Here is a 22,910-nt window from a genome sequence, read left to right on the forward strand (position 1 = left end):
GTAAAACAGATTATGAATTTAGAAGAAATTGTATTGTTAATCCCGGTTATTTTGCTATCTTTATCTATCCATGAATATTCGCATGGCAGGGTATCATACCTGTTAGGAGACCCTACACCTAAGTTAATGGGACGTTTAACGTTGAATCCCCTGGCTCATCTGGATTTGGTGGGTAGTCTTGTCTTAATTCTAACCAGGAGGTTTGGCTGGGCTAAACCTGTCCCGGTTAACCCCAGATATTATAAAAATCCGAGGAAGGGTTTGATGCTGGTGGGGCTGGCCGGCCCTTTTGCAAATATATTTCTGGCTGTGTTATTCGCTCTATTTTTTAAAGTTTTTTTAAGTATAGCTGGAATTACTATACATAAAACAGGTTTATATTATACCTTAAGTGGTAATGTTAATGAAATAACTGCAACCTTAATAGATTTTATAATCCTGGCCGGGGTAGTAAATTTAAGTCTGGCTGTTTTTAATTTAATACCCATTCCCCCCCTTGATGGCTCGAAAATCCTGAGAGGTTTTACCCCTCCTTCTTTTGACAGGTTCCTTTTACAGCTCGAAGGACCCCTGGGCATGGTAATTATATTTGCTCTGGCCTATCTGGGTATATTGAGGATAATCCTTATACCCATTGTAAATCTTATTTTTAATTTATTATATTTTTAATTCGGGGCCTATGATTGTTTTTTTCGGCCACAAAATTGATAAATTAATATATATTTTTACCTTGATGGAAAAAGCTTTGGGGGTATAACATATGTACGAAGTTCAGCTGGACAAATTTCAGGGTCCTCTGGAATTGCTTTATCAGCTTGTAAAAAAAAATAAAATTGAAATCAGTGAGATATCTCTGGCCCGGATTACCGAACAGTATCTGGAATACATAGAACACTACCGTGACTTCAACCTGGAGATGGCCAGTGAATTTATGGTTATAGCTTCAGAATTAATAGAGTTAAAGGTAAAAAGCCTTCTTCCTGACAGTGAGGAAGATTCTACAGAAGAGGAGAAAGGCAAGACCATCGTTCAGAGGTTAAAGGATTATCATGTATTTAAAAAAGTTACCGAACTATTCAGGGAGTATGAAAAGGCTGCCGGGCAAATATATTCAAAACCGGTTAATCTCGATAAATATGTTGATAATGAGGTAAATTATGAGATTGATATAGATATATCTGAGCTGGTAGAAGCCTTTAAAAAAGCTATGTCCTCTACTGACGGGGTTGAGGTTTTTGAAGGTGACAGGAACCTTAAAAAAATAGAATCAGAGGAAATAAAGATACAGGATAAAATGGACCAAATTCTTGAATTATTTAACCAGAATCCAGATCAGGGATTAACCTTTTCCCAGTTGGTAAGTGGTAATCCAAGTAAAATGGAAATTGTGGTTACATTTCTCAGTATTCTGGAGCTAACCAAGTTAAGGAAAATAGAAATAAAGCAGGAAAAATTATTCTCTGATATAAATCTAAGGTCAAAAGCAGGGTAGGTGGTATTATGGATGTTGGAAATCTGGCAAAGCTGGAGGCATTATTGTTTACATCACCGGAACCGGTCTCCCCGGGAGAGATAGCCCGGGCTGCAGATATGTCAGAAAGTGAAGTCAGGAAATATTTAAAAATTCTTACCAGAGAATTTGATAAAAAGTCCCACGGAATCCAGGTTAAGGAGTATAATGACAGGTACTTTTTTGTTACTAAACCAGAGTTTTCTTCATATATAAAAAGCTTACATAATAAACCGGGTTCCATTCGCTTAAGCCAGGCTGCTCTGGAGACTCTGGCTATCATTGCATATAAACAACCAATTACCAGGGCTGAAATAGAAGAAATCAGGGGGGTTAAAGCTGAAAAGACCCTTTTGACCCTGGGGAAGTATGGACTTATCAGGGAACTGGGGAGAAAAGAAACAACCGGTAATCCCATTGTTTATGGGACCACGGAAAAATTTTTACAATATCTTGATATAAAAGACCTCTCACAACTTCCTGATTTAGAGCAGTTTTATGAGGAGATAAATGAAAATCAGGGTCAATAGTAAAAAGCGAATATATGGTATATATTTCTGAAAGTAGGGGAATTAATAAGATTAGTTAGCGGGGTGAAATTTCTATGCTATTTCTTTTATTAATTCCCCTACTATTTTTATTTTTACTTGTTCCTCTAAATATTAAATTAAATTATATTAGAGACGGTAAAAATGATGAATTTTATTTAACAGTATTTTTGTTGGTAAAACCCTTTGGTCTCAGAGTTGTAATACCTTATATGCAATTTAATTTATTTAAACCACTTGTGAAAATTTTTGCTGACATAGATACCTACCTGACAGACCTTATGTCAAAAAGAGGGGAAGAGAAAATGGAAAGAGAGATTAACGGGGGGATTAATGATTTAAAGAAGATGTTTAAAAATGTTTTTAAAAAGAAAGAAATTATCAGGGTTTTTATAGAAAATTTAAAAATAAATTTATATGAATTTTGCTGGAAGACAGAATTTGGAACAGGTAATGCGGCACATACTGGAATTTTAACCGGAATAATATGGTCTATTAAAGGTGTAATTGTATCCAGTCTTGGTTCCCGAATGAATAAATTTAGTGGAATACAGATTAAGGTAAATCCTGTCTTCAATAAAAGAACCTTTAAGACCCGCCTGCGGTGTATATTTTCAGTTAAATTAGGTAATATTATACTTGCAACACTAAAAGTCGTTGTGTACAAGTTTAAAGGGGGAACAGCTAAATGTCAGAACATCCGATTGAAAAATTAATGGATACGGCGATGAGTAATATAAAGAGCATGGTTGATGTGAATACCATAGTCGGAGATGCAGTTGAAACACCTGACGGGAGTGTTATTATACCCATATCCAGGGTTAGTTTTGGTTTTGCAGCAGGTGGTGGTGAACTTAAAGATAATAATGATAGAAAAAATGAGGGACAGGTCAAACCATTTGCCGGTGGCAGTGGGGCCGGTATAACCTTAAATCCAATGGCCTTTCTTGTTGTCAGTAAAGAACAGGTCCGGTTATTACCGGTTACCAATAATGCTGTTGCCGAGAGATTAATCAATGTTGCCCCTGAAATCATGCAACAGATTCAGAAAATAATGGAGAAAAAGAATCAGTAGTATTATATTGAAAGTATTAGAATGAAGATGGTCCTGATAACCCCTTGATTTCGAAAAAACTTTATATTTCAGGGAAGAAAATCTTATACCATGATTTTGATATATTGATAAAAATATATTGATACTGATAGAAATGTATCGGGATCAATATAACTGAATTTCAGTTCTCTTTCATGTCCGGGGAACTGAAATTTATTTTTTTTCAGATAATGATAGAGAATTTATTGTATAAATATATATATTATGCTATAATTAATCACATCATTCAGGAGTAGGAGGTTACAGGGTGGGAGTTATATCAATAATCGTATTTTTCATGACAGGATTTATACTGAGTTATTCAGGAATATTTAAGGAATGGGTTTATAATGTAATCGGAAAGTTATCCAATATAAGCCTTTTTTTATTACTGCTTGCGATGGGTACCAAAATGGGGGCAAATGAAGATATTATAAGTAAACTGGGGGTTATTGGTATAAAAGCTCTGATTCTAGCTATGTCCGGTATTATCGGTAGTGTTATTATGGTAAGGTTTGGTGCCTATAAATTGTCTAATAATCTGGAACCGGTTAATGACAATAATGATAGTTCAGAACAGGCCGGTTATATTTTTTCCCTGGTAATATTACTCACAGTTGTTACCGGTATGTTGCTGGGGTATTTATTAATTCCGACAGATTACCTGGTTACCATGGAGAAATTAACAGGCTTTGCCCTGAAATTATTATTATTCTGTATTGGATTTGAAATCGGTAATAATAAAAATGTAATCAGGGAATTGAAATATCATGGCTGGCAACTATGTATAATACCAATACTGGTGGCCATTGGCAGTATTTCAGGAACAGTTGTGGCCGGTTTTATATTAAACATGCCTTCTCATGAAGCAGCTGGAGTCGGGGCCGGTTTTGGATGGTATAGTTTATCGGGAGTTTTAATAACTAAAATACATAGTATTGAACTGGGGTCCCTGGCTTTTATAACAAATATATTCAGGGAACTTCTGTCAATAATTTTATTGCCTTTTGTTGTCAGATTGTGTGGCCGGATGAGCAGTCTGGCACCTGGTGGAGCAACGACAATGGATGTGACCTTGCCTTTTATAAAAAAGACTGCTGGTGAAATATTTGTAATTCCAGCCTTTGTTAACGGGCTTATTCTTTCACTACTGGTACCACTGCTGGTTCCATTATTCCTTTAGTTTAACCATGATAATAAAACCCATCTCCGGTGCATATAATTTTAAATAGTAACCGGGAATGGGTGGGAGTATGTTAAAAAAAACAGGAGTTTTGTTATTACTACTGGTTTTATTGTCTGTTAATATTTATAACACCAATTATGTAAAGGCCAGTTCATTACCCAGGGTTGATGCTGCCGCTGCTGCCGTAGTTGATGTGGACACAGGTCAGGTTTTATACAATCACCGAATGAATCATAAATTGCCACCTGCCAGTACAACTAAAATCCTGACAACAATAATTGCTATTGAAGAGGGAGAACTAAATGAAATGGTAACCGTAAGTCGACGGGCAGCCTATCAGGAAGGTTCTTCGATATGGTTACAGGAAGGTGAGAAATTACCCTTAGAAGATCTATTGTACGGGGTTATGCTGGCTTCAGGTAATGATGCTGCAGTTGCCGTTGCTGAACATATATCAGGTTCTGTAAAAAAATTTTCTGAACTGATGAATAAACGGGCTAAAGAAATAGGGGCCACCAATAGCAATTTTTTAAATCCCAGTGGTCTACCTCAGTCCGGGCATTATTCAACTGCCCATGACCTGGCCATGATTATGAGGTATGCGTTAAAGAATGATATTTTTGCCCGGATTACGTCAACAAAATATAAAACTATCTCCTGGCCAGGTAAAGAATGGGACCGGGGCCTTAGAAATCATAATAAACTTCTCTGGAAATACCCTGATATTACTGGAGGTAAAACCGGTTATACCAGGGCTGCCGGTCGTTGTCTGGTAGCTTCTGCAAAGCGGGATAACCGACATGTTGTAGCTGTTGTCTTAAACTGTCCCAATGACTGGGTGGAAATTAGAAAACTGCTTGACTATGGCCTTAATAATTTTAAAAAAATAAGATATATAAAAAAAGGGCAGGTTTTACGGACCCTGGAGTGGACCAGGTCACGGGAGAAAACTTTCAAGCTGGTTACCGGGGAAGATCTGGATATTGTTGTGCCTGAAGGGGGAAGTATAAAAATTAAAAAAGAAATAGTTCTTAACCCTGATATTACTCTGCCCATTAATAAGGGTGATGTAGTTGGTGAACTCATTCTATACAGTGGGCAACGGATTATTGGAAAAGCAGATGTGATTTCTGGTAATGACCTGAATTTTAACTCTATTTTTTTGAGATTCTGGCATAAAATTAGTTCCCGGGATAATTGAAACGGGTACACTACAGGTTAGTCTTATATAGTCCAAACAGGTCAGGCCTGGCCATCTTGAAGTTAACATTAAATAGAGATATAATAAATAATAGAGGTGCAAATACATATTATGGAAAGACTACAAAAATACATGGCCCATGCTGGGGTAGCTTCCCGTCGTAAGTCCGAAAAAATAATTACTCAGGGGAGAGTAAAAGTTAATGGAAAAATTGTAACTGAACTTGGTACCAAGATAGATCCCGATAAGGATATTGTTGAGGTAGATGGTAGGGTTATAAGCAAGGAAAAGTATGTATATATACTTTTAAATAAACCGGTCGGTTATATTACTTCAGTATCTGATCCCCATGGGAGAAAAACTGTTACCGGGCTGATTAAAGGTGTTTCCCAGCGTATTTACCCGGTGGGCAGGCTTGATTATGATACCAGTGGGTTATTGATACTGACAAATGATGGTGAGTTAACATATGTTTTAACTCATCCTTCCCATATGGTTGAAAAAACATATCGGGTTGAGGTCAAAGGTTTTCCTTCTGATGAAGTTTTGAAGAAACTGGAGACAGGGGTCAAATTAAAAGATGGTCTTACTGCTCCGGCCCGGGTGTCGGCAGTAAAAAGGAAAGAGAAGAACACAATTTTTAACCTGACCATCCATGAGGGTAGAAACAGGCAGGTAAGAAGAATGTGTGATAAAATTGGATTTCCTGTAGTTAACTTAAAAAGAATTGCCTTTGGTCCCCTCAATCTCAAAGGGCTTAAAACCGGACAGTACAGATTTCTCACTGAAAAAGAAGTTAAAGCCTTAAAGAACATAAAAGAATAAAATTAAAATGAAGGAATTTTTTAATAAATGACGAATAAATAAAATAGCCCTACATAATTTTAGTAAATAAAGTAATATTTTAAAGTAATAATTAAAAATTATAAGGAGGAATCCATACAATGGAAGTACTAAAAGTATCTTCAAATTCTAATCCCAAGTCTGTTGCTGGTGCACTGGCAGCGATTCTCAGGGAAAAGAGGAAGGCAGAAATTCAGGCCATTGGAGCCGGTGCCATTAATCAGGCAGTCAAGGCTATAGCTATTTGTCGTGGTTATGTGGCTCCAAATGGAATGGACCTTATAATGATACCTGCCTTTACTGAGATTGAAATCGATGGTGAAGAAAGGACTGCAATCAAGTTTTTGGTTGAACCCAGGTAAAGCTATTATATTCCTGTTTTCCTTACTTACATAATTTTTTCCTATAGTTTTTATACAGATTTTAATGAAAATATTTTATATTTAAAAGTTAGATTTTTTGAGTTTTAAACCTATCCGTATGGGTAGGTTTTTCTCTTGTTTTTTTTAGCCATGGTTGGTAAAATAAAAGAGTTGTTGCCCGTGTAATGGTTTTATTGATTGCATTTATTTTAAGTTATTCAGGGCTTTTCATATTTGATTTTTCTAATCATTACCGGACGATGACTTATTATGTTTACTTAATAAATATTTTTTATTAGTTTAAAGTCTTTAATGAGGTGTGAATAGTATGTTTTTAAAAAAACTGGAACTAAAAGGTTTTAAGTCATTTGCAAAACCAATAACCATTAATTTTGAATCTCCCATAACTGCCATTGTGGGGCCTAATGGTAGTGGGAAAAGTAATATTGTAGATGCCATAAGGTGGGTTCTGGGAGAGCAGAGTGCCAAAACCCTGAGAGGTAGCAGGATGGCTGATGTCATTTTTGCCGGTAGTAAAGATTATAAAGCTTTAAACAAGGCAAGTGTTACCCTTTATCTTGATAACCAGGATAAAATACTGCCCCTGGATGTAAGTACGGTTAAAATCAGTAGAAAAGTAAATATGGATGGGCAGAGTGATTATTACCTCAATGGAAAGATATGTCGTCTCAAAGATATTGAGAATTTATTGATGGATACCGGTCTGGGTAAGGATACATATTCTATAGTAGGTCAGGGGAAGATTGATTCTATAATTAACAGTAGACCGGAGAAGTTAAGGGAGCTATTTGAAGAAGCGGCCGGGATCAGTAAATATAAGTCCCGTAAAATGGATGCTGAAAAGCGTCTGGAGAAAACAAACCATGATCTTCAAAGGATAGAGGATTTAATCTGGGAACTTGAAAAACAGGTTGGGCCACTGGAAAAGGCAGCTCAAAAGGCCAAGAAGTACAGAAGGTTAAAAGAAGAGTTAAAAGTTCTTGAAGTTAATTTGCTTTTAGATAAATGGGATAAAAATCTGGACAGGCTATCTTCTTTTGAAGAAGATGAACAACTACTTATCCATAAATTAAAATCCTTAACAAATAATTTGACTGAAAGTCAGGAAAAACTTGAGTCTTTGCAAAGGACTCTGAAAGTAAAAAAAGATGAATTATCCAGACTGAGGGATAGATACTACAGGCAGAAGTCTAAACGGGAAGAGGCTGAAAATACCCTGTGTATTTTAGAAGAAAGGCGCCAGGGGCTGTCCAGGGAGAAAGAGAATTTGAATCAGGAAATAAAAGATTTAAATCTCAGGAGAGAGGAATTAACCGGGAGACTGGATGAAATTGGTTCCAGGTTAATAGAACTCAAGGAAAAAATAGATAATTATAATCAAAATTATGAATCTAAAAAAGTTTTGCTGGATGAAATCAAAGAGAACCTTGACCGGGAAAAACAGGATTTGTTTTTTCTCAGGAATAATATCCTGGATGGAAATGTAGAATTAAAGGATATTTCATCCCAGTTTGAACAACTTAAAGAACGGGGCAGGCACCTGGAAGAAGAAATCAAAAGGATAAAAACAACACGGGATAAAATCAGCAGTGAGTATGATGCCCTTAATGAGAGAGAGGATAAACTGAGAACCTATCTAAAATCAGTTGATAACAAGATAGAAGAAAAGAGGTCTGTTTTAACAGACCTTAAAGAGGAAGAATTGAATTTACAGGCCAGACTGGAAGAGGCTAAAAAGAGGTTTAACAGGACCAGAAATAAATTAAACGAGAAAAACTCCCACTTAAGTATTTTACACGAGATGGAGGATTCCCTGGAAGGGTATTATCGTGGTGTTAAGAATATACTTAAAGCCAGGTCAAAGCTTACGGGTATTATTGGAGTTGTCGCTGACCAGATAGAAGTTGACAAGAAATATGAACTTGCGATTGAAACAGCCCTCGGTGGAAGGCTCCAGAATATAATAGTAAAAGATGATAAGTCAGCCCGGGAATGTGTTGATTATTTAAAAGAAACAAAAGGTGGACAGGCAACATTCCTTCCTGTAAATATGGTCAACGGGCGAAAGGTTAATTTTAAAAACAATCAGGTAAAGAAGGTCGATGGTTTTCTGGGTATTGCTTCATCTTTTGTAGACTGTGAGGATTACCTTAAGCCGGTAATTGAGTACCTTCTTGGCCGGACGATAATATCCACCGATCTGAAGTCTGCAATTGAAATAGCCAGGCTTAGAAAAAGGGGATTTAAGATCGTAACCCTTGAGGGTGATGTTATTAATTCCGGGGGGGCAATTACAGGTGGTAGTAAGAATAGTAATAAAAAGATGCTTTTAAGCAGGAGTAGAAAAATAGAGGATTTGAAAAAAGAAGTATTAAAATTACAAAATTCTCTCGGTGAGGATTCTAAAAACTTAAACCAGCTTGAAAACAAACTTAAAGAGGTTTTGAATAAAAAAGAAGTAATTAAAAATGATATCCGTGACCTTGAAATAGAAAAAAATAATTATCATAAAGATCTAATAAGACTGGAACAGGAAAAGACAAAACTTAGTGAAAGACTGGAAGAAATAGATGAAGAGTTTGTTGATTGTCATGATCGACTTGGCAAAAATGATGCCGCAAAGCAGAAACTTGAAGATAAATTGAAGGCTTTAAACGATGATTTTAGCCTTGAAAAAAATGAAATTGAAAATAAAGAAAAACGGGTTGAGGAACTCGAAGCAAGGCATGAAAATATAAATGATGAGATAACCAGGTTAAAAATTAACCTTGCCCAGCTTAATGAAAAAAGAGAGAGCCTGCGTAAGGAAGAGGAGAAAAGTAATAAAGAACTTATTGAGCTGGCAGAAAAGAATGAGGAGTTCAAAGAGCGATATAATAAAATTCTCTCTGAAATAAAGGGTATAAATAATAAAGAAGGTCAGTTAAATGAATTAAAAGTAAAATTAAGTGGGGAAATTGAAAAACTAAAAAATGATCTTAACCTTACTGAAAAAGAAGTTGAAGAAAAACAGCAAAGAATAGATATGTTACAGAGAGAAGTAAGTGATTTACAAACCAGGTTAGATAAAAAGAAGGATGAAAAACATCAAATTGAATTAAAGATAACAAGGTTGGAAAACAGGAATGAAAGAATTGTAGAAATCCTTGAAAATGATTATGATGTTAAACCGGAAGATGGTTTTGATGACAGAATCAAAATCACTAACTACTCACGGGCCGGACAAAAGGTAAAAGAACTCAAAAATGCGATAAAAAAACTGGGAACTGTTAATCAGGGAGCCATTGAGGAGTATAATGACCTGGTTGACAGGCTGGATTATTTACAGAATCAGCATGATGATCTTCTTAAAGCTAAAGAATCAATTACAAAAGTCATACAGGAAATTGAAGAGACCATGTCCAGTCTCTTCCACGAGGCTTTTCTCAAGGTAAATGGGGAGTTTAACAATACTTTTAAAGAGTTATTTAATGGTGGGCAGGCCAGTTTGAAATTGACTGAACCTGAAAACCTTCTGGAAACAGGTGTTGAAATTGTGGCCCAACCCCCGGGTAAGCAGCTGAAGAAACTCTCTTTGATGTCAGGTGGGGAGAGGGCATTAACGGCTATTGCCCTGGTATTTGCTTTCTTAAAAGTAAACCCCAGTCCTTTTTATATACTTGATGAAATTGATGCTCCCCTGGATGATGCCAATGTAACCAGATTTGCCCGGTATATTAAAGAATATTCCCGGTTTGCTCAGTTTTTGATTGTAACCCATCGTAAGAATATGATGGCTGAAGCTGAGACCATATACGGGGTAACAATGGAGGAATCAGGGGTATCAAAATTAATTTCACTTAAACTCAGTGAACAAATTATTTAAGGGGTTGACTTTATGAAAGTAAAGGGTATTTCCCGGGATATAGTAAATAATTTACTTGAGAGAGGTAATCAACTGGGACAGGGCCGTTCTGTAGGCACAATTGGTTTTGTTGATAACAATGGGTTTATAACCGGTTGTGGGAAAATTGTAGATGGTGGGGTATCTGGACTTCCATTCCGGAAGCTTTTACGTACTGTGGTTGGTCATAGTAATGGGCCTTTGCTTGAATTAATTAACCAGTTACCTGATAACTCTGTTTTGATTTCAACATCACCTGGAAAAAGTGGTATTATAATAAGTACAGGTGGAATAAATATATTTAACCTTCCCGTCATCAAAATTGGTATTAAGAATAAAAAAGCCGTCGGGGTAGGGATATTATATCCTGAAAGCAGTTTTTTTAACCTGGCAACTATATCTGAACGAATTCAATTAGATTCACTGACAGCCAGAAATATGGAAGAAGAAAGAAAGGTAATGAGAAAGTCGACCAGGTTGAGGTTAAAATATGTTGATATTTCTGATGAACTTCCTGTTGTTAATAAAGCGGGGAAAACTGGTCTTGTTCCTCAAAATGGTGATAGATCATGGAGTTTACCTTCATATCAGGTTAAGAGTATAGATAGAGAATTTGTCAATCGGCTGGTTGAAGAATCAGTCAAGGTGGAACAGGGAAGGGAAATTGCTTCTGTTGGTGTTGTTGATAAACAGGGACATGTTACCCAGGCAGGTGATATAATTGTCGGTGGTATGGGATATGTTCCTTCCCGACTGCTGGCATCAAGTTATAAGGATATTAGTGATATTTCTTTAAGAGAAGCATACACTAAAATTATCCCCCGGAATGCAGTTATTGTTCATACTCACCCTGGAGGAACAGGTATCATGCATATGAGTGATATTATGGCCGGACCGGGAACATGGGGTAGGCCAATTATTGCAATAGGACATAATGAAAAAGGTGAAATCAAAGGGTTATCTGTTGTTACCTTTAGCCATAAATTGAGTAAGCTGGCTGATGAATTTGAAGACCTGGATCAGAATTTCTACCAGGCTGATACTCCTGAAGCAGAAATCAGGCTCCGGAAACGGAGGTATGAAATTGCCAAGGAATTTACTGACCTTTGTACCAGTATTATAATTAAGTAAGGGGGTAGTTGAGTGGATGTTAAATATGTTCAAAAAAAACAAAGAAGCAAAAACAGAAAATAATGATGAAAAAGAAGGATTATTTTCACGTCTTAAGGGAGGTCTCGATAAAACCAGGTCAGGGTTTATTCAGAAAGTTACTGGACTTTTTACTTCAAGAGGAAAAATTGATGATGAGTTATTTGAAGACCTGGAAGAGATATTGATTCAATCCGATGTCGGGGTTAAAACTACCATGAAACTGGTCGAAGAACTTGAAGAAATAACTGAGGAGAAGAAGATAACTGAACCTGAGCAATTGATTGACATTTTCAACGAAGAGCTCAGGCAAATACTGGAATCTGATGATAACGGGCTTGAGCTTGAGGATGGTTTAAATATTTTAATGGTTGTTGGTGTTAATGGAGCTGGAAAGACTACTACCATTGCTAAAATAGCACAGAGATTTAAAAATGAAGGAAAGAAAGTTATGCTGGCAGCCGGGGATACTTTCAGGGCCGCAGCTATAGATCAGTTAAAGACCTGGGGTGATAGAATAGGTGTTAAAACCATTGCCCAGGCTGAAGGAGCTGATGCTGCTGCCGTTGCCTTTGATGCTATTCAATCTGCCAGGGCCAGAGGAGTAGATCTTTTAATAGTTGATACAGCCGGAAGGCTTCATACCCAGAAGAATTTAATGGAAGAATTAAAAAAGGTCAGGAGAGTTATTGAACGTGAGGGGAAAGGTGCCAATATTGAAGTTCTCCTGGTTCTTGATGCTACAACAGGTCAAAATGCTATTAACCAGGCTCGCCTTTTCAATGAAGCGGTTCAGGTTGATGGCATTGCCCTGACAAAACTGGATGGGACAGCAAAAGGTGGTATAGTGATCGCGGTTAAGAATGAACTGGGGATTCCCATTAAGTTAATTGGAGTTGGTGAAAGGGCCGAAGACCTGCAGGATTTTAAACCGGACAGGTTTGTTGAGGCCTTGTTTAACGACTAATATTAATTAACTTTAAGCCTCCTGTATGGAGGCTTTTTTTAACGGGAAAGCCTTGACATCGGGATTAAATTATAGTAAACTATCATCTGTAAAGTTTTTATACTTAACACAGTTGGTGATTTGTTTGCTTGAAAAAGTTATTGAAATGGGAATGTTATTTGATTTTTATGGTAAGCTTTTAACAGATAGGCAGCAGGAGGTAATATACCTTTATTATTATCGAGACCTTTCCCTGGGAGAGATAGCTGAACAACTTGATATTAGCAGGCAGGGAGTCTATGACCATATCCACCGGGGAGAAGAGGTCCTGAAAAGCTATGAACAGAAACTGGGACTGGTCAGCAAATATAAAAGGTTAAAAAAAGAACTCGATGGTCTTTCCCGGTATATCAGTGATAACAAAAATATAAATAAAACTGTTAAAAAGGATTTACTGTGCAGAATAGATAAAATTTCAAAAGAGGTCTAAGGGAGGAAAATTTAATGATTTTTGAAGGTCTGGCCAGCAAACTTCAGGCAACCCTGAAAAAACTGAGGAATAAAGGGAAATTAAGTGGAAAAGATGTTAAAAGTGCCCTGAAAGAAGTAAAACTGGCTCTGCTTGAAGCAGATGTTAATTATAAAGTTGTGAAACAATTTATAAAAAGGGTTCAGGAAAGGGCAGTCGGGCACGAAGTAATGGAAAGTTTAACACCAGGCCAGCAGGTTATTAAAATAGTAAATGATGAATTAACAGAATTAATGGGTGGTAATAAAAGTGACCTCTCTATATCGTCCAAGCCACCAACTATTATTATGCTGGTTGGATTACAGGGGGCCGGTAAGACTACCAGTGCTGCTAAACTGGCCCGCTTTTTAAAGAAAAAGGGTAAAAAACCCCTTCTGGTTGCGGGAGATATATACAGGCCGGCTGCAATAAAGCAGCTTCAGGTACTAGGTGACAGGCTTGATATTCCTGTCTTCAGTATGGGGGATAAAAATAGTCCGGTAGATATTTCTAAAGCCGGTATCAGTAAAGCTGAAAGTAATGGTAATGATGTGGTTATTATTGATACAGCCGGAAGACTCCATATCGATGAAGAGATGATGGACGAACTTAAATCTATAAAAAGTAATGTTCGACCCCATGAAATATTACTGGTTGTTGATGCCATGACAGGACAGGATGCAGTTAATGTTGCCGAGAATTTTAGTGAATCTCTTGGTATTGACGGCATTATTTTGACAAAACTGGATGGGGATGCCCGGGGTGGGGCTGCCCTGTCTATTAAAGCGGTGACCGGTAAACCTATTAAATTTGTTGGTATGGGTGAAAAACTGGATGCTCTTGAATCCTTTCACCCGGACAGGATGTCCTCCCGGATTCTGGGAATGGGGGATGTCCTCAGCTTAATTGAAAAAGCAGAGGCCAGTATTGATGCCAAAAAAGCTGAAGAACTGGAGAAAAAAATCAGGCAGAATGAATTTAGTCTTGAAGATTTCCTGGAACAGCTCCAGCAGGTAAGGAACATGGGCCCCCTTGACCAGATTTTAGGAATGATTCCCGGGGTTAGCGGCCAACTTAAAAATCTGCAGGTTGACGAAAAACAGCTTGATAGAATTGAAGCCATAATAAATTCAATGACTATAGAGGAAAGAAAAAATCCTGAAATTATTAATGGCAGTCGGAGAAGACGAATAGCCAGAGGTAGTGGCACAAAAATACAGGATGTAAACAGGTTACTGAAGCAGTTTAAACAGACTAAAAAGATGATGAAACAGCTTAATGGAATGCAGAAAAGTGGGCGAAAAAAGATGAGATTCCCCTTTATGGGTTAAGTTAATTTTTTGAAAGAAAGGAGGTGAAATAAAAATGGCAGTAAAGATTAGATTAAGAAGGATGGGTAGTAAAAGAAATGCCCATTATCGACTGGTAGTTGCTGATTCCAGAAAACCACGTGATGGTCGTTTTGTTGAAGAGATTGGTTATTACAATCCGACTACAGAACCGGCCACCGTTAAAGTTGATGAAGAAAAGGCCATCAAGTGGCTGAAAAATGGTGCTCAGCCTTCCAACACCGTCCGTAGCTTATTGAAAAAGACCGGTGTTTTGGCTAAATTTAGAGAACAGCAACAGTAAAGGAGGATTAACAAATGAAGGAACTGGTTGAAACAATTGCAAAGGCTATAGTTGATAATCCTGAGATGGTCAGGGTAAATCAGGTAGAAGGTGAAAAATCAATAATACTTGAACTGTCAGTTGCTGAAGACGATATGGGTAAAGTTATTGGAAAACAGGGCCGGATTGCCCGGGCTATCAGGACTGTTGTCAAGGCTGCTGCCACCAAGGAAGGTAAAAAAGTAATTGTCGATATTCAATAAACCAGAGAATGAGATGGTGAGGCCCCGTGAACGATAAAATGATTACTATAGGTAAGGTCACAACCCATCAGGGTAATAAAGGGGAGGTAAGGGTCTTACCCCTTACTGATTATCCTGAAAGATTTGAATTACTGGAACAGGTATTTCTGGTCCGTGATAACCGGGTTATTGAAAAGAGAGTTGAACAAATTAGGTTTCACAAAAAATTTGTAATTATTAAATTTGAGGGTATTGATGATATTGGGGCCGCCCTTGCATATAAAGATTACTTCATAAAAATACCACGGGAAGAAACTCTGGATCTTCCTGAAGGACATTACTTTATCTTTGAATTACTGGGATTTGAAGTTTATACAGATGAAGGTATTTTTCTGGGTAAAGTTGTTGATATTATTACTACCGGGGGAACCGATATCATTAAAGTAAAAGGTGATAAAAAAGATTATATGGTTCCAGCTGCCCGGGAAATAGTAGTCAATATTAACCCGGATGAAGAGAAGATAATTATTAAGCCCATTCCAGGGTTACTGGATTTGTAGGGGGGCCAGTCATGAATTTTGATATTTTAACTTTATTTCCAGAGATGTTTGACGGCCCTTTTAACAATAGTATTATTGGTAAAGCCCGGGACAGGGGTTTAATTGATATCAATTTGATAGATATTAGGGATTATACCACTGATAAGCACAACACGGCCGATGATTACCCCTATGGGGGTGGGGCCGGTATGGTAATGAAGGTAGAACCGATTTATCGGGCTTTGACTGATGTGAGAAGTAAGCGAAAAGGGGAATACCCTGTTGTCTTACTTAGCCCCCAGGGTAAAACCCTTGATCAGAATCTGGTTAAATCATTGAGCAAACATGATGGCCTCATATTAATATGTGGTCATTATGAAGGTGTTGATGAAAGGGTACGCCAGATTTTTTCTCCTCTGGAGATTTCTATTGGAGATTATGTGGTTACCGGGGGTGAAATTGGGGCTATTGTCCTTGTTGATGCAGTTTCCAGGATGATACCGGGGGTTCTCGGTGATGAACGCTCCAAAGTAGAGGATTCTTTTTACAATGGTATTCTGGATTACCCCCATTATACCCGTCCCCGGGTTTATCAAAACTTAAAGGTTCCTGATGTTTTGTTAAGTGGGAACCATGGCCTGATTGAAAAATGGCGTAAAAAGCAGGCTTTAAAAAGAACCCTGATTAGAAGGCCTGATCTTCTTAAAAATAAAAAACTTACTCCGGAGGAAGAAGAGTTACTTGAAGAAGCAAAGGCAGAAATAGAAGGTGAATACAATGACTAAAGATCACCCCAAGATATATCTGGGACTTCTTCACTATCCAATCTATAATAAACAAAAAAAGGTTATAACAACGACTATAACAAACCTCGATGTTCATGACATTGCGAGGGCCGGAAAGACCTATGATATAACAAAATATTATGTTATTAATCCACTGAAATCGCAGCGAGAGTTAATAGAGAAAATGAGAAGATACTGGACCAGTGACTACGGAAAAGAATATATACCAAATCGCCATGAAGCCTTTTCTGTTTTACAACTGGCCGAAACACTTGATGCAGTAATAGATGAAATCAAGGAAGAGACCGGAGTCAGGCCTAAACTTATAGCTACTGATGCCAGACAATTCTCCAATTCTATTTCTTATAAAAAAATGAGGGAAGTTATTTTTAATTCACCTGACCCTTACTTAATAATTTTCGGCACAGGATGGGGTTTGACTGAAGAGACTATAAACAAATGTGACTATATTTTAGAACCTATTTATGGACGTGGTGAATTTAATCACCTGTCCGTTAGAAGTGCAGCCTCTATTATACTTGATAGACTTTTATGTGATCCCTGGTGGGAATAAAATCTATTGTCTTTTTAATATTAATATGATATAATACCATTTGTGTAATTCCGGGTGTTCCTCTATACCGGAGAAGGTATATGAACACTGGCAGGAAAGGAGGTAAAGATATGAATATTATCCGTGAGATTGAGAAGGAGCAGATGAGGGACGATATTCCTGAATTCTGGCCCGGAGATACTGTTCGTTTGATGATTAAGGTAGTTGAAGGTGGTAAAGAACGTTTGCAGCCTTTTGAAGGTGTTGTCATCAAACGGCAGGGAGGCGGTGTCCGGGAAACATTTACTGTTCGTAAGGTTTCCAATGGAGTTGGAGTTGAAAGGACTTTACCTGTCCACTCTCCTAAAATAGCAAGCTTTGAAGTTGTCCGTCGTGGTGACGTGAATCGGGCCAAACTTTATTACCTGAGAGAAAGAAAAGGAAAGGCTGCCAGGATAAAAGAAAAAAGAGATTAAGTTTAAGGGGTGGGGAGTTTTTCCTGACCCCCTTTTATTTTATCAAACAGGAGTGGTCAAATTGGTTCAATGGTATCCCAGTCATATGGCCAGGGCCAGAAAGGTATTAATAGAAAATCTAAAACTGGTTGATATTGTGGTAGAAGTACTTGATGCCAGAATTCCGGCCAGCAGTAAAAATCCCGATATTGATTCTATACTGGATAACAAAAAGCGGGTCATAGTATTAAATAAAATTGACCTGGCTCATCCTGATTTGACCTCAACCTGGCTTGACTATTTCCGGAGAAGTTACCCGGTGATGGGGGTTAATTCTATCACCGGTGAGGGTATTGGAGAATTAAAGAGGCTTCTGAGAAATGAAGGGGAGAGGATTAATAAAGTTCTTGAAGAAAAAGGGAGACAGCAGAGACCGGTAAGAATAATGGTAATTGGAATACCCAATGTTGGTAAATCTGCCTTTCTTAATATTCTGGCCGGTTCTAACCGGGTTAAAACCGGTAACAGGCCAGGGGTAACCCGGGGAAAACAATGGTTGAAACTCGGGAAGGGTGTTCAGTTACTTGATACTCCCGGTATACTGTGGCCAAAAATTGAAGATGAAGAGACAGGTCATAAACTCGCTATTACCGGGGCTATTGATGAAAATAACTATGATAAAGAAACAGCAGCATATAAGCTTGTTTGTTACCTTATGGATATAGATTCTGAAATACTGGAAAAGACTTATAATATAGGAATTTATGAAGGATTACACCCCTATGACATTGTTGAATTGATTGGGAAGCAGCGTGGTTGTTACATGAGTGGCGGTAAGATTGATAGACACAAAACCAGTGAGATTATTTTAAATGATTTCAGACGTGGTAAGATGGGTCGAATTACCCTTGAAAAACCGGAGTTGATATAGGTGGATTTTAGTGAGTTAACAATTAAGGAAATTGATTTATACCTCAAAAAGGTTAAGGTTGATGATAACATAATTAAAAAGCTTGAAGAAGATCCCCGAAAAGGTGTAAAAAAGCTGGCTACCCGCTATAAAAGAATTAGGGAAAAAGAACAGGAGATAAAAAGGCGCTGGGAAGAAATGAACAGTCTTCAGAACAACCTTTTTAAAGAAGGTTTCCACTTTATTGCCGGGGTTGATGAGGCCGGTCGTGGGCCTCTGGCTGGTCCTGTAGTGGCCGCAGCAGTTGTTTTTAAACCGGAAACCAAAGTTTTAGGACTCGATGATTCTAAAAAACTAACTGCAAAAGAGAGGGAAACTCTGTTTGAAGAGATATACGATAGAGCTCTTTCAATCGGGGTTGGTATTGTCGATAATAAGGATATAGATAAATTAAATATCCTTAATGCAAGCCTGAAGGCTATGAAAAAGGCCCTTGATAGCCTTTCATGTCCTGTTGATTATATATTAATTGATGGAAAAAATAAACTATCGGAACTGAATATTAAACAACAGGCAGTTATTGATGGTGATAATAAGGTTAATGTTATTGCAGCGGCTTCAATTATTGCCAAAGTGACACGGGACAGGATCCTGGACAAATTACATAAAAAATACCCTGAGTATGGATTTATTAATAATAAGGGTTACGGTACCCGGGAACATATTGAGGCCCTAAAAGCATACGGACCATCCCCTATTCATCGCTATTCATTTTCCCTGGTACGGGAATACTGCCTGTTAACATATAAGGAAAGACTACGTAAAGCTACTTCAGAAGATGAACTTATTCAAATAGGAAAAGATATAGACAGGCTAACAGGTATTAGTGACAGAGAACTTGATTATTTGAGAAATATTTACCGGAACAGATACCGGGAGATTAAATAAATATTATTATTTAAAAGTTGACTATATGTTTTTCACCCGGGCATATATTATCATTAATTAATATTAAGGCACAGAAACTTTACTATAGTTATTATAACTACATGTATTATTATATTAATTTTATATGTTACAGTGAATAAAAATAAAAAACACACTGGATACTAAAATATATTCAGTATTGATATACTAAAATAAGGGGGTTATAATATGAAAGCAAAAATGATAGCCCGTGGAGCAATAATTAGTGCCTTATATATAGTTGTTACATTTTTTCTCCAATCTGTTAGTTTTGGTCCGGTTCAATTTCGCGCTGCTGAGGCCCTGACTGTATTACCGATTATTTACCCAGAAGCCATACCGGCCCTTTTTATCGGGGTCTTAGTTTCAAATATAATTGGAGGGCTGGGTCTGGTTGATATTATAGGTGGCAGCCTGGTAACCTTGATTGCAGCCTATTTTACCTATTATTTCCGTGATAGTATCTTAGCCTATTTAAGTCCCATTGTTTTCAATGGATTCTTGATAAGTATTTATCTTCACATTTTTTTTGAACTTCCTTACTGGTTAAATGTTATAACAATATCATTGAGTGAGGCTGTAGTTGTCTTCCTCCTTGGATATCCCCTTATTCAGTATTTGAAAAAGAAAAAGAGGATTTAATGACCATAAACTCCCCCTTTACAGGGGGTTTTTTAATATCCAGATTTTATTCACAGGTGTTTTTTAAATATGATTTCCAGTATAAAGAGATTCACTTTTTTAAATGATTATGGTCGAAGGGTAATTTGTTCATTTTGAGCCTTAAAATCTTGATAAACAGATTTAAGAAATCATTGGTATTTGAATATAAAGTAGTTTTCAACATTAGTATTTTATTATAATTAAGAATTTTCTATAAAGAAAATGTACTACTATAACTTTAAAAAATATGGATAATATGATAAAATAATACGAACAAATGTATGTACAGGGAGTGGTTTACATGGAAAGAGGTACTTTAAGATATTATGCCGGAATAGGTAGTAGAAAAACACCACAGGATATAAAGGACCTGATGTATCAGGTATCAACTCAACTAGCAAAAAAAGGTTATATATTAAGGAGTGGTGGCTCGCCCGGGGCAGATGACGCCTTTGAATATGGAGTAATAGATGTCGGTGGTAAAATGGAAGTTTATCTACCCTGGAAGGGGTTTAGAAATAAAAATGGGGAGGGATATATTGTTACACCTGAACTTAAAAACTATAATACAGCTATCTTTGTCGCCCGGAAATATCATCCTGCCTTTGATAGACTTGATGACAGGTCAAAAAAACTTTTTATAAGGGATACTTATCAGGTTCTGGGAAAAGATTTAAAAACAAAAAGTAGTTTTGTTTTATGCTGGACAGAAGACGGCTGTTTATCAGATACACAGAGGACTGAAAAAACCGGTGGAACCGGTCAGGTGATTTCTATAGCCAGTTATTACGGAATACCTGTTTTTAATCTTAAAATAAAGACCCATCGGGAGAGAATAGAAAAATGGCTGAATAATGTAAGTTAGAAAAAATAAAATAATTGATTTTAAATTTAAAGGTAAAAATAAGTAAAATTTATAAGAAGAAATGCAGGAATAGGCCAACTAATGGCGAATATAGAAGTAAATGGAAAGAATGTGGGGTAAATATTTTGCAAAACAGGGAACTTGGGGACTGGGGAGAAAAGAAAGCAGTAAGGTATCTAAAATCTAAAGGTTATCAAGTTATTAAAACAAATTACCGTTGCCTGATCGGAGAAATAGATATTATTGCTATTGATAATAATTTTCTCGTTTTTGTAGAGGTCAAGACAAGGCGAAGTATTGCATACGGTGTTCCAGCCTGTGCAGTTAATTTTGATAAGCAGAAAAAAATAAGAAAGGTAGCCAGGCATTATTTAAAAAGTAATATGATAAATAAGTACCAGATAAGGTTTGATGTTATATCTATTATTGTTAAAAATAACAGGGGTTTTTTAAAACATATTAAAAACGCCTTCTAGTTTATTTTCTTAAAAAGGAGAAAGGGATAGGTAGAAGGGAGAAGTTAATGTTAGCTAAAGTTATAAGTGCTTCACTTAAAGGTATTAACGGAGTAAAGGTCAGGGTCGAGGTAGATCTATCAAGGGGGCTTCCTTCTTTTGATATAGTTGGTCTTCCGGATACAGCTGTGAGGGAGTCACGGGAGAGGGTCAGGGCCGGAATAAAGAATTCTGGTTATGAATTTCCTATCAAAAAAATTATTATTAATCTGGCTCCTGCTGCTTTAAAAAAGGGTGGGCCCCACTTTGATTTACCTATTGCCCTGGGAATTTTGGCTGCTATTCAAATAGTACCACAAACCAGTCTAGAAGAATATATGGTTATCGGTGAATTATCACTCACCGGTAAGGTCAGACCTGTAAACGGTGTCCTGCCAATGGTAGTAAAGGCCAGGGAAGAAGGATTAAAAGGGGTTATAGTTCCGGCTTCCAATGTACCAGAAGCCTCTTTGATTGGTGGTCTTAAGGTTATCGGGGTCTATAACCTGCAGGATGTTATTAATTATTTTAAAACAGGCCACAAACCGAATTTAACCATTAATAAAAAGAATGAAAGGAAATTTGAAAAACAATATAATATAGATTTCAGTGAGGTGAAAGGTCAGCAGGAAGCAAAACGGGCCCTGGAGATTGCAGCAGCCGGTGGTCATAATGTTCTCATGATCGGGCCACCCGGTACCGGGAAGTCAATGATTGCCAGGAGAATAACAACTATTTTGCCTCCTTTAGATAAAAAAAGTGCCCTGGAATTAACCAAGATATACAGTGTTCAGGGGCTTAATAGTAATAAATATGGACTAATATCAAGAAGACCCTTTCGGTCACCCCATCACAGTATATCAACAGCGGGGTTGATTGGTGGGGGAAGGATACCGGAACCCGGTGAAGTAAGTCTTGCCCACCATGGGGTCTTGTTTCTGGATGAACTGGCAGAATACAGGAGGGATGTACTGGAAGTATTAAGACAACCCCTGGAAGAAGGCAAGGTTACTATAGTCAGGTCAAGTATGAGTGCTACTTTTCCGGCTCGATTTATGCTTGTAGCTGCCATGAACCCCTGTCCGTGTGGATATTATGGTGATACCCGGCATGAATGCCGGTGTACAACTCCACAGATAAACCGGTATCGTTCCAAAGTGTCCGGTCCTTTGATGGATAGAATAGATATTCATGTAGAGGTTCCCAACCTGAGTGTTGATGAAATTACAGGTGAAAGTAAAGGTGAGCCATCGGCCCGGATTAGAGAGAGGGTAAATAGTGCCTATAAAATCCAAATTGAAAGGTATAAACAGGAATCATTTAGTCTTAATTCTCAATTAAAGGGTAAACATTTAAAAAAATACTGCCACATTGGCAGTACAGGGAGGGATTTATTAAATAAAGCCATAGATTCTCTGGGATTAAGTGCCCGGGGTTATGATCGGATCCTAAAACTTTCCAGGACCATTGCTGATTTATCCGGTAGTATCGATATAAAAAGGGAACATATTGCAGAAGCAATCCAGTACAGAACTCTTGACCGTAAATTATATTAATTGTTTTAGAGAAGCTGTATT

At 37.3% G+C, this 22,910-nt stretch carries 26 protein-coding genes; all 26 read left to right on the forward strand.

The annotated features are described in order from the left end of the window. Positions 1-12: 12 nt before the first annotated feature. The 26 genes from HORE_RS03790 (at position 13) to HORE_RS03915 (ending at position 22,889) form a co-directional block, all read left to right on the forward strand. Entirely contained in the window at positions 13-669 is a 657-nt protein-coding gene (locus tag HORE_RS03790; protein WP_012635661.1) for a site-2 protease family protein, read from the forward strand. A gap of 91 nt (positions 670-760) precedes the next feature. Next, a complete protein-coding gene (locus tag HORE_RS03795; protein ID WP_012635662.1) occupies positions 761-1,492 on the forward strand; it encodes a segregation and condensation protein A in 732 nt (243 codons plus the stop codon). Between the two features lie 8 nt (positions 1,493-1,500). Continuing rightward, a complete protein-coding gene (scpB, locus tag HORE_RS03800; RefSeq protein WP_012635663.1) occupies positions 1,501-2,040 on the forward strand; it encodes an SMC-Scp complex subunit ScpB in 540 nt (179 codons plus the stop codon). Between the two features lie 74 nt (positions 2,041-2,114). Beyond that, on the forward strand, positions 2,115-2,774 hold the full coding sequence (locus HORE_RS03805; protein ID WP_012635664.1) for a DUF2953 domain-containing protein: 660 nt from the start codon (positions 2,115-2,117) through the stop codon (positions 2,772-2,774). Beyond that, positions 2,747-3,133: a GerW family sporulation protein gene (gene ytfJ / locus HORE_RS03810; protein ID WP_012635665.1), complete on the forward strand. Its 387-nt coding sequence runs from the start codon at positions 2,747-2,749 to the stop codon at positions 3,131-3,133. The genes HORE_RS03805 and ytfJ overlap by 28 nt, the downstream gene beginning before the upstream one ends. Before the next feature lie 316 nt (positions 3,134-3,449). Beyond that, entirely contained in the window at positions 3,450-4,334 is an 885-nt protein-coding gene (locus HORE_RS03815) for a LysO family transporter (protein WP_167935755.1), read from the forward strand. A gap of 70 nt (positions 4,335-4,404) precedes the next feature. Then, complete coding sequence (locus HORE_RS03820) at positions 4,405-5,538, forward strand: D-alanyl-D-alanine carboxypeptidase family protein (RefSeq protein WP_012635667.1); 1,134 nt, start codon at positions 4,405-4,407, stop codon at positions 5,536-5,538. A gap of 111 nt (positions 5,539-5,649) precedes the next feature. Then, positions 5,650-6,363, forward strand: coding sequence for a pseudouridine synthase (locus HORE_RS03825; RefSeq protein ID WP_012635668.1), 714 nt, complete (start codon positions 5,650-5,652; stop codon positions 6,361-6,363). Between the two features lie 119 nt (positions 6,364-6,482). Continuing rightward, positions 6,483-6,743, forward strand: coding sequence for a stage V sporulation protein S (locus tag HORE_RS03830; RefSeq protein ID WP_012635669.1), 261 nt, complete (start codon positions 6,483-6,485; stop codon positions 6,741-6,743). A gap of 328 nt (positions 6,744-7,071) precedes the next feature. Beyond that, positions 7,072-10,629, forward strand: a complete 3,558-nt coding sequence (gene smc / locus HORE_RS03835) for a chromosome segregation protein SMC (RefSeq protein WP_012635670.1) — start codon at positions 7,072-7,074, stop codon at positions 10,627-10,629. A gap of 12 nt (positions 10,630-10,641) precedes the next feature. Next, positions 10,642-11,778, forward strand: a complete 1,137-nt coding sequence (locus HORE_RS03840; RefSeq protein ID WP_012635671.1) for a hypothetical protein — start codon at positions 10,642-10,644, stop codon at positions 11,776-11,778. A 16-nt stretch (positions 11,779-11,794) separates the two neighbouring features. Then, positions 11,795-12,763 carry a signal recognition particle-docking protein FtsY gene (gene ftsY, locus HORE_RS03845; RefSeq protein ID WP_012635672.1) on the forward strand — a complete coding sequence of 323 codons (969 nt, stop codon included), beginning with the start codon at positions 11,795-11,797 and terminating at the stop codon, positions 12,761-12,763. A 115-nt stretch (positions 12,764-12,878) separates the two neighbouring features. Next, a complete protein-coding gene (gene ylxM, locus HORE_RS03850; protein WP_427852648.1) occupies positions 12,879-13,232 on the forward strand; it encodes a YlxM family DNA-binding protein in 354 nt (117 codons plus the stop codon). 14 nt (positions 13,233-13,246) lie between these two features. Beyond that, on the forward strand, positions 13,247-14,581 hold the full coding sequence (gene ffh / locus HORE_RS03855) for a signal recognition particle protein (RefSeq protein ID WP_012635674.1): 1,335 nt from the start codon (positions 13,247-13,249) through the stop codon (positions 14,579-14,581). Positions 14,582-14,615: 34 nt separating this feature from the next. After that, entirely contained in the window at positions 14,616-14,882 is a 267-nt protein-coding gene (gene rpsP, locus HORE_RS03860) for a 30S ribosomal protein S16 (RefSeq protein ID WP_012635675.1), read from the forward strand. Positions 14,883-14,896: 14 nt separating this feature from the next. Then, complete coding sequence (locus HORE_RS03865) at positions 14,897-15,124, forward strand: KH domain-containing protein (RefSeq protein ID WP_012635676.1); 228 nt, start codon at positions 14,897-14,899, stop codon at positions 15,122-15,124. Between the two features lie 26 nt (positions 15,125-15,150). After that, the gene (gene rimM / locus HORE_RS03870; protein ID WP_012635677.1) at positions 15,151-15,663 is read left to right on the forward strand and encodes a ribosome maturation factor RimM; all 513 of its coding nucleotides are present in this window, start codon (positions 15,151-15,153) and stop codon (positions 15,661-15,663) included. A gap of 11 nt (positions 15,664-15,674) precedes the next feature. Continuing rightward, positions 15,675-16,427 (forward strand): tRNA (guanosine(37)-N1)-methyltransferase TrmD, encoded by a 753-nt coding sequence (gene trmD, locus HORE_RS03875; protein ID WP_012635678.1) that lies wholly within the window; start codon positions 15,675-15,677, stop codon positions 16,425-16,427. Next, positions 16,420-17,001, forward strand: coding sequence for an RNA methyltransferase (locus HORE_RS03880; RefSeq protein WP_012635679.1), 582 nt, complete (start codon positions 16,420-16,422; stop codon positions 16,999-17,001). Before trmD ends, HORE_RS03880 begins: the two co-directional genes overlap by 8 nt. 110 nt (positions 17,002-17,111) lie before the next feature. After that, positions 17,112-17,456, forward strand: a complete 345-nt coding sequence (gene rplS, locus HORE_RS03885) for a 50S ribosomal protein L19 (RefSeq protein WP_041605849.1) — start codon at positions 17,112-17,114, stop codon at positions 17,454-17,456. A 52-nt stretch (positions 17,457-17,508) separates the two neighbouring features. Then, entirely contained in the window at positions 17,509-18,366 is an 858-nt protein-coding gene (gene ylqF / locus HORE_RS03890; RefSeq protein ID WP_427852652.1) for a ribosome biogenesis GTPase YlqF, read from the forward strand. Next, the gene (locus HORE_RS03895) at positions 18,367-19,293 is read left to right on the forward strand and encodes a ribonuclease HII (RefSeq protein ID WP_012635682.1); all 927 of its coding nucleotides are present in this window, start codon (positions 18,367-18,369) and stop codon (positions 19,291-19,293) included. Positions 19,294-19,500: 207 nt separating this feature from the next. Further along, on the forward strand, positions 19,501-19,953 hold the full coding sequence (locus HORE_RS03900) for a QueT transporter family protein (RefSeq protein WP_012635683.1): 453 nt from the start codon (positions 19,501-19,503) through the stop codon (positions 19,951-19,953). A 322-nt stretch (positions 19,954-20,275) separates the two neighbouring features. Continuing rightward, positions 20,276-20,839 (forward strand): hypothetical protein, encoded by a 564-nt coding sequence (locus tag HORE_RS03905; protein ID WP_012635684.1) that lies wholly within the window; start codon positions 20,276-20,278, stop codon positions 20,837-20,839. A 125-nt stretch (positions 20,840-20,964) separates the two neighbouring features. Beyond that, complete coding sequence (locus tag HORE_RS03910) at positions 20,965-21,315, forward strand: YraN family protein (RefSeq protein WP_012635685.1); 351 nt, start codon at positions 20,965-20,967, stop codon at positions 21,313-21,315. A 47-nt stretch (positions 21,316-21,362) separates the two neighbouring features. Continuing rightward, entirely contained in the window at positions 21,363-22,889 is a 1,527-nt protein-coding gene (locus tag HORE_RS03915) for a YifB family Mg chelatase-like AAA ATPase (protein ID WP_012635686.1), read from the forward strand. Positions 22,890-22,910: the final 21 nt, after the last annotated feature.

It is taken from the genome of Halothermothrix orenii H 168 (assembly GCF_000020485.1).
Classification (GTDB): domain Bacteria; phylum Bacillota; class Halanaerobiia; order Halanaerobiales; family Halothermotrichaceae; genus Halothermothrix; species Halothermothrix orenii.